General features: G+C 43.9%; 7 protein-coding genes. 1 reads left to right on the forward strand and 6 read right to left on the reverse strand.

What is annotated here, in order from left to right; all coding sequences use genetic code 11:
- Positions 1-2: 2 nt before the first annotated feature.
- Together priB and rpsF are read right to left on the reverse strand one after the other, a co-directional pair.
- Positions 3-302 carry a primosomal replication protein N gene (gene priB / locus H8L32_RS03145; protein ID WP_186945689.1) on the reverse strand — a complete coding sequence of 100 codons (300 nt, stop codon included), beginning with the start codon at positions 300-302 and terminating at the stop codon, positions 3-5.
- Positions 303-333: 31 nt separating this feature from the next.
- Positions 334-702, reverse strand: a complete 369-nt coding sequence (rpsF, locus tag H8L32_RS03150; RefSeq protein ID WP_110252958.1) for a 30S ribosomal protein S6 — start codon at positions 700-702, stop codon at positions 334-336.
- 264 nt (positions 703-966) lie between these two features.
- Between rpsF and lexA the strand changes: the two genes are divergently transcribed.
- Positions 967-1,623, forward strand: a complete 657-nt coding sequence (gene lexA / locus H8L32_RS03155; RefSeq protein ID WP_186945690.1) for a transcriptional repressor LexA — start codon at positions 967-969, stop codon at positions 1,621-1,623.
- Positions 1,624-2,047: 424 nt separating this feature from the next.
- Here lexA and H8L32_RS03160 read toward each other — a convergent pair whose 3' ends face one another.
- The 4 genes from H8L32_RS03160 to H8L32_RS03175 all read right to left on the reverse strand — a co-directional run.
- On the reverse strand, positions 2,048-2,398 hold the full coding sequence (locus H8L32_RS03160) for a hypothetical protein (protein ID WP_186945691.1): 351 nt from the start codon (positions 2,396-2,398) through the stop codon (positions 2,048-2,050).
- A gap of 52 nt (positions 2,399-2,450) precedes the next feature.
- On the reverse strand, positions 2,451-2,987 hold the full coding sequence (locus H8L32_RS03165; protein ID WP_186945692.1) for a hypothetical protein: 537 nt from the start codon (positions 2,985-2,987) through the stop codon (positions 2,451-2,453).
- An 82-nt stretch (positions 2,988-3,069) separates the two neighbouring features.
- Positions 3,070-4,032, reverse strand: coding sequence for a hypothetical protein (locus H8L32_RS03170; protein WP_186945693.1), 963 nt, complete (start codon positions 4,030-4,032; stop codon positions 3,070-3,072).
- Between the two features lie 17 nt (positions 4,033-4,049).
- Positions 4,050-6,068, reverse strand: a 2,019-nt coding sequence (locus H8L32_RS03175; protein ID WP_186945694.1) for an RHS repeat-associated core domain-containing protein, incomplete at its 5' end; no start/stop codon positions are given.

A 6,068-nucleotide genomic window follows, 5' to 3' on the forward strand; every position in this document is an offset into this window, starting at 1 on the left:
TCCTAATCTAGTAAAGGTGTCCCGAATTCAGTGACATGAAAAACGAGACTTTTGCTATTGCGATTTTTGCGTGCTAAAAAACCAGTAAATTCCACCGGCACATCCAGATCAATCTCATTGAACCGGCGGGAAATCTCCCCTGCCGCTACCGCTGAAATTTCAAACTCGACCTGTCGAACTGTGTTCGCCTCACGAGTTTCCGAACTGTGCATCAATGTCGCAGCAGCTATTGGTATACCGGCCGGTGTGTACCGCAGTGCGGTTTTCTCTACGATCCGGGCTACAAGCTTCAGTTGATTCACTATTTTTTACACGACCTCTGTCAATGAATAATTAAGCAGCAGGCGCTTCTACACGTTGCGCTTTTGCAGCATCTTCCTTCTGAACAGCTTTCATCATTGGAGAAGGTGTTGTTTCTGCTTTTTTCAGTTTGACTGTCAGGTGACGCAAGACAGCATCATTGAATTTGAATGCTGTTTCCAACTCGAGCAGAGTTTCAGCATCGCATTCAATGTTCAAGCAAACATAGTGCGCTTTCGCCAGTTTTTGAATCATGTAAGCCAGTTGACGACGGCCCCAGTCTTCAACGCGATGGATTTGACCACCACGAGCTACAACACTTGCCTTGTAGCGTTCGATCATTGCAGGAACTTGCTCGCTCTGATCGGGATGTACGATAAATACGATTTCATAATGACGCATATATTCTCCTTGTGGACAATAAAAATAGCCCGCCTCGGCGTCAAGACGAGTGCGGGAAGAGGAAAGCCGACAATAATAACCCAGTTTTCTATATTGATCAATCAGATCAGTGACTTAGCCAGATAAAGCCGTCATTTGCCTGTTTGAATGACGTAAATTTTCACATTTTTGCTGCTCTCTGCGGATTTTGACTTGCATATTCAGCTTTACTGTATAAAAATACAGACTGCTTGCCTATACAGCACATTCACATTAGAAAACGCCATGCTAAAACTCACTGCCCGCCAGGAACAAATCCTTAATCTGATCAAGGATGCCATCCAGAACACCGGGTTTCCCCCTACCCGCGCAGAAATTGCCACGGAACTGGGATTCCGCTCCACCAATGCCGCAGAAGAGCATTTGCAGGCACTGGCGCGCAAGGGTGTCATCGAGATCGCCGCTGGCACTTCGCGCGGCATACGCCTGCTTGAATCTGCGCTGTCCAGCCATATTCCCGGCATACAGATGGCCCTGCCGCATCCTGCGCTGATGCAACTGAGCCTGCCACTGGTTGGCCGCGTGGCTGCCGGTTCACCCATACTGGCCAGCGAGCATATCGAATCCACCTACCATGTGGACCCCGCCCTGTTCTCTGCCAAGCCTGATTTTTTGCTGAAAGTACGCGGCATGTCCATGCGCGATGCCGGCATACTGGATGGTGATTTGCTGGCCGTCAAAAAAACCGACAGCGCCCGCAATGGCCAGATCGTCGTCGCCCGCCTGGGTGATGATGTCACCGTCAAACGCTACAAGAAAACCGGCAACCTGATCGAACTGATGCCGGAAAACCCGGATTACCCCATCATCAGAGTGGGCGATACCGAAGAAGATTTTGCTCTGGAAGGCCTGGCAGTCGGCCTGATGAGAAACTGGGTTTGAGGACAGCCTGGGTGTGATCCTCCCCTCTCAACCGGATCACACCCGGCTCGTCCTCAAACTTTTTTGACTACAGCGCCAGGATGCATCTGCGACGCCGCTGGCATTATATGTACCAGCGGCATCAGCAACACTACCAATGATCGCGTCAATGACAATATGTGCATATTTTCCCTCAGTATCTACATATGACAAGGGATTAGCCACAACATACCCGTAATCCGTCATGCCACCCGCCAACCTTTTAGGATCAGACTGCACCTAACACCCCGTCCTTGGATCATAATCCCTGAAGTAATTAAAGAGTCGGATAGACATTCTCCGTTGTATGCCTGTGCTGATTTCTATGGTGACCTTGTTGTAGACCTGCGTATTTTTATACGATTACGTGAGGTAAGTAGCACTCGGTCAATTTGCTGATGAGTATCTAAAATCCACGATCGGTCGATAAGGTTCGATTTTTAGCAAACATATTAAGTAATTCGCTCTCAATCGCATACGTACAGCCCTCGATACCATCATTTCTAATAGTGTTTTCTTTAAATACAAGCGTCGGCAATCGACACACTGCCACGGCCGCTTTGGCTCTGAAAAGCAACATATCTAAGTAACAATTCATATCTACAAATTTCTGAAATTCCAGCTTTATCCTGGAAAGTGAAAATAATCCTCTAGCAGAAAATCTATAATCCAAATCAGAAGCTAACGAAACTATCTCTTGATGAGATTTATACTTCTGGATCTCTTCACATAACCAAGCTCGTTCATTAACATTCATTTGTACAATATTTTGATATAACAATTTCCAATGCAGAGTGCCTCTAAGGTCGTCAAACTCGCCTGGCCTCGCCTGGCCTCGCCTCATCGTCCATAAACACAAACGATTTATCACCAAAAACTACTACTTGTTTAGCAAAATGAGCGAAGGTTGCGTTTAAATCCTCTTGAGGGACTAGTATCGAAAAATGTCTATGATCACAAAAAGAAGTATCACTTGGAGCACTGTTTTCATCAAAAGCTGAACGTTTAGTCCACAACCCCATCATATTTCGCGAAAAATTAGACTTCTTCTTATGTCCGGCCAAGTGAATAATTTTTGTAAGCATCAAATCTGTTTGTTCGATACGCTCTGGTTTAATCAATGGTTGAAAATATTGATGTTCTGACGCTATCAAATTCCAATAGCGATCAAAATTTCCAAAGATATGATTTTTAGGTGCAAAGACGTTGACAACGTAATCATCAAATTCAGGCAACTGTGTCGTAGCAATAATAGTTTCAGTTTGCCGAAATTGAGCAACGCCACCTGCCCGCCCAATTTCACCTAACTCTTTTAAGGTTAGTGAAATATTTTTTATTTCAAACATATCTGATTTGCACGGTGGCCTTGTATTAGGTTAATTTATTCAACATCCACCTTTTACTGCAAAAAATGCGGGCAAGTAGCAGTCACAGCAAAGAAGGGTATCTGAACTCTGCTATTGACTCAAAAGGCGCTAAATGATTTCTAAGTGTTTCAATTAGTCGCTCTTTTACGCCGTCCGGATATTGACCTATTGCTTCGTGAGAATAAGATGATGTTAGATCACATAAAAATCCCTGTATACGTGGAATTGGACAAATTTTCAAAGCTAAATTCAATCTAAAAAACAACAATTCTTCAAACTGCGCTATCTCTTCCTGTGTAAGCAAAGCCAATTTATCTGGTATGAAACTAATGAGGCCCCTAATAATAAAACGGCGATCAAGCCGCTCAATAAACTTGTCCATTTCTATTGGTGAAGACATATATTGTCGAACCTGACGGGGCAAAGAAAGACGCTCTTCCGGCGCTAATTTGGTAATTTGAGTATGGAGTAATTTCCAAGACTCTGTTTTCATGAGATCAATAAAGTTAGATAGATCAAGATTTTCTGGATAAGGAAACAAAGAAGAATCTCCAAATCTTAGTACCTGCTCTTCAAAATGTTTTGCGACAGCTGATTTATCTACACTTGGAACAAGAATTGAAACATGTCTACTGCCAAGATCACTCAAAAAAGTACGTCCCTTTTTGGAATAAAATTCGGGTGTCACCGTCCACCCTCCCAACATTCTGCTTGCAAATTCTGATCTCTTTACATGTCCGGCTTGCCGAATGTATTTTTTTAAAATCGTTATTGTCCCATCGTAATTTTCATTCGTTAAAAATGGCGAATGAAATTTTCTTTGTGCCTCTAACAATGGTCGAAAAGCAAAAAAATTAAAGAAAACATATTGTTTTTCAGTGAGTATATTCAATACATGTGCATTGAAATCAGGCAATGCTGTCCAAAGCAAGGATATCCCGCACTGGCGATATTGATCCATTACTTCTTGCGTCGCAATTAACCCTAGCTCTTTTATCATCAATTCATAATTTGTAATTTTCATTTATCAACTCACACTGTTTAGTCAGGCCTAGGTTTATTTGTGCGAGAACACTTTGGCAATGAAGTATTTACACCAGTAACATAATTATCCTTAGAAGCGGTAAATGCAAATCCGATAGTGTATGGTTCATCACCCGTATTCCACCATGTAGCAGCATAAACCGCTTGAAGTGCATTCGCTATTGTCGTTCTCCCTTCGACAGTTTCAGCTAACTCCAGCACCCTCACTTTACGTCGGTATCCCAAGACTTTATCTGCGTATTCTTCCCCTAAAATAACGGCAAGTCCAATTGCCGCAATCTCTCCGTGAATTGCTACATGGTTAGCAAAACTTATTCGTGCATATTCTTCTTGTTTGATCCCGCCACATAGATAAATTGGTATCGTATGATGCGCTGGATTTTTATCATTTTTCTCTTTTTCAATTTCTGCAGTTAGATCCGTTGGTGTTGAATTTGCATCTTCATCATTCTGTGTCTTTGCGGTGACTTGCTGGATAGCAATCGAATCCCAAATTTCGAATTGACGATTACCTGTAGTGCTAGTTGGTGAGCGCAGTGTCAATACGTTATATGTGGCGACAGCGAGGCTCGTCAATGTCGCACCGATAACAAGAGCCCTCATCTGACTATTTATATCCGCGTTTCCACTTGGATCACGCTTGTTTGTGGGATCGGAACTGGCATACAAGTATTTGTTCAGTGTGACCGGTGATTTAGGTCGACCATCCCATTTATCAAGGGAAATAAACCGACCTATATTAGCGTCATACCAGCGCGCGCGGTTGTACTGTAAATTAATTGCATCATCAAATGCCTCGCCTGTATAACGGTAGGTGTTTTGCGTTGTTCCTGTATGACTAACAACAGCCCCAAACGCATCATACTGATATGCATCAGTCGCATTACCTGTTTCATCTGTCAGCGTTTTTATGCTACCCAAGCCATCCGCATGATAGTAACTATTCTGTCCCGCTCTGCTTTGCTGAATCAGGCCATTGCCCCATACATAATTTACTGTCTGGGCAGTCGTTCCTTGAGTAATACTTTCTTGAACGGTCTGCGCATACGCAAAGGCGCTGTCCGTTAAGTACGTCGTGACCTTATCTGTTTCAGTTTTCTGAACAAGATTGCCCAATGCATCATAGCTATATTTCGCTACTGTTGTCGCACTGGCTTGCGCCAGCCCTTGCTTAACTTCGACCAGACGATTATCCGCATTCCAGGCATACACGGTGACTTGTCCAGTTACCGTCTTAGTTAGGAGGTTACCTTTATCATCCCACGTATAGGTTATGGCAGTGGATGTCGCACCAACTGTTTTCATTTCTTGTGTCAGTCTGTCGTTGCTGTCGTAAACATAGGTCGTCGTTTCCGTTCCTGCTTGTGTGGTTTCGGTTTTCTGTGAACGATTTCCCACTTTGTCATACTGGTAGTCAATCGTGCGCATGGTCGTACCACTTCTGTCTTTGACCAGTTCCTGTGTCAGACGATTCACGCCGTCATATTGGTAACTAGTCGTACGTACCGGATTAGCTACAATGTTGCCCGTGATGGTGCTTGCAGCATCAAACTCTTCCACTTTAGTGCGTTGGCCATTCGATGTGAAGGTATAACGACTACCCGCAACAATACTGCCGTTTGCTTTCTGATGTAGTACTTGCTGCAAGCGACCATTGGCATCATAACCATAGCTGGCAGTAATACCGTTCGGCACAGTTGTTGTTGCCAATCGTCTCGCATTGTCATAGGTATAGCTGGTTGTTTTGTTGGCTGTATCGGTCACACTGACCAACTGCTGGTTTGCATTGAAGCTGTATTTCACAGTTCCAGCAACCATACTGCGCTCAGCGATGTTTCCATTAGCATCGTAACCATAGGCCAAATAACTACCATCCGGATTGGTCTGCTTGGTAACACGATCCTGCGCATCATATTGATAGCTGGTTTGGCCGTTTTGTGCACCATTTGTGCCATTACCGCCACTCACCGTGACTATCGCAACTTGTCCGTTTTCCGTATAGGTATTGACGATGTT

It is taken from the genome of Undibacterium hunanense, assembly GCF_014284335.1.
GTDB lineage: Bacteria > Pseudomonadota > Gammaproteobacteria > Burkholderiales > Burkholderiaceae_D > Undibacterium > Undibacterium hunanense.

Coding starts and splice junctions, on each gene's coding strand:
- rpsF (WP_110252958.1), bottom strand. CDS start 702: ATGCGTCATTATGAAATCGTATTTATCGTACATCCCGATCAGAGCGAG.
- lexA (WP_186945690.1), top strand. CDS start 967: ATGCTAAAACTCACTGCCCGCCAGGAACAAATCCTTAATCTGATCAAG.
- H8L32_RS03160 (WP_186945691.1), bottom strand. CDS start 2,398: ATGAATGTTAATGAACGAGCTTGGTTATGTGAAGAGATCCAGAAGTAT.
- H8L32_RS03165 (WP_186945692.1), bottom strand. CDS start 2,987: ATGTTTGAAATAAAAAATATTTCACTAACCTTAAAAGAGTTAGGTGAA.
- H8L32_RS03170 (WP_186945693.1), bottom strand. CDS start 4,032: ATGAAAATTACAAATTATGAATTGATGATAAAAGAGCTAGGGTTAATT.